Source organism: Streptomyces sp. NPDC002730, assembly GCF_042888805.1.
Classification (GTDB): Bacteria; Actinomycetota; Actinomycetes; order Streptomycetales; family Streptomycetaceae; genus Streptomyces.
In genome coordinates this window covers 1-1,102 of sequence record NZ_JBIAQG010000076.1, presented here as the reverse complement: position 1 = coordinate 1,102, position 1,102 = coordinate 1, and the positions used below count along the sequence as shown (strand labels likewise).

General features: G+C 71.4%; 1 protein-coding gene. It reads left to right on the top strand.

Going from position 1 to position 1,102, the window contains the following annotated elements; translation table 11 throughout:
• The coding region (locus ACFYXH_RS42500; RefSeq protein ID WP_389575193.1) for a DEAD/DEAH box helicase at nt 1-1,102 on the top strand (1,102 nt) is incomplete at both ends.

The window sequence follows — 1,102 nt, the reverse complement described above, 5'->3', positions numbered from 1 at the left end:
GCCGTTCCCGATCCAGGCGGCGACGCTGCCGAACTCCCTGGCCGGCCGGGACGTGCTGGGCCGCGGGCGTACCGGTTCGGGCAAGACGCTCGCCTTCGGTCTGGCGTTGCTGGCCCGTACCGAGGGCAGGCGTGCCGAGCCCCGTCAGCCGCTGGCGCTGGTCCTGGTTCCGACCCGCGAGCTGGCTCAGCAGGTCACCGACGCGCTCACCCCCTACGCCCGGTCGCTGAAACTGCGACTGGCCACCGTGGTCGGCGGGATGTCGATCGGCCGCCAGGCCAGTGCGCTGCGCGCCGGGGCCGAGGTCGTGGTGGCGACGCCGGGCCGCCTCAAGGACCTCATCGAGCGCAAGGACTGCCGTCTGGACCGGGTGGACATCACCGTCCTGGACGAAGCCGACCAGATGGCCGACATGGGCTTCATGCCCCAGGTCACCGAACTCCTCGACCAGGTACGCCCCGAGGGCCAGCGGATGCTGTTCTCGGCCACCCTGGACCGCAATGTCGACCTGCTGGTGCGCCGCTACCTCCACGACCCGGTGGTCCACTCCGTCGACCCCTCCGCGGGCGCGGTCACCACGATGGAACACCACGTCCTGCACGTCCACGGCGCCGACAAGTACGCCACCACCACCGAGATCGCAGCCCGCGACGGCCGCGTGATCATGTTCCTGGACACCAAGCACGCCGTGGACCAGCTCACCAAGCACCTCCTCAACAGCGGCGTACGCGCCGCCGCGCTGCACGGCGGCAAGTCCCAGCCCCAGCGCAACCGCACCCTGGCCCAGTTCAAGACCGGCCACGTCACCGCGCTGGTGGCCACCAACGTCGCAGCCCGCGGCATCCACGTCGACAACCTCGACCTCGTCGTCAACGTCGACCCGCCCAGCGACCACAAGGACTACCTGCACCGCGGCGGCCGCACCGCCCGCGCCGGCGAGTCCGGCAGCGTCGTCACCCTGGTCCTGCCCAACCAGCGCCGCGACATGGCACGCCTCATGGCAGACGCCGGCATCACCCCGCACACCACCCACGTCCGCTCCGGCGAAGCCGAACTCAGCCGCATCACCGGCGCCCAGCCCCCCTCCGGTGTACCTGTCACC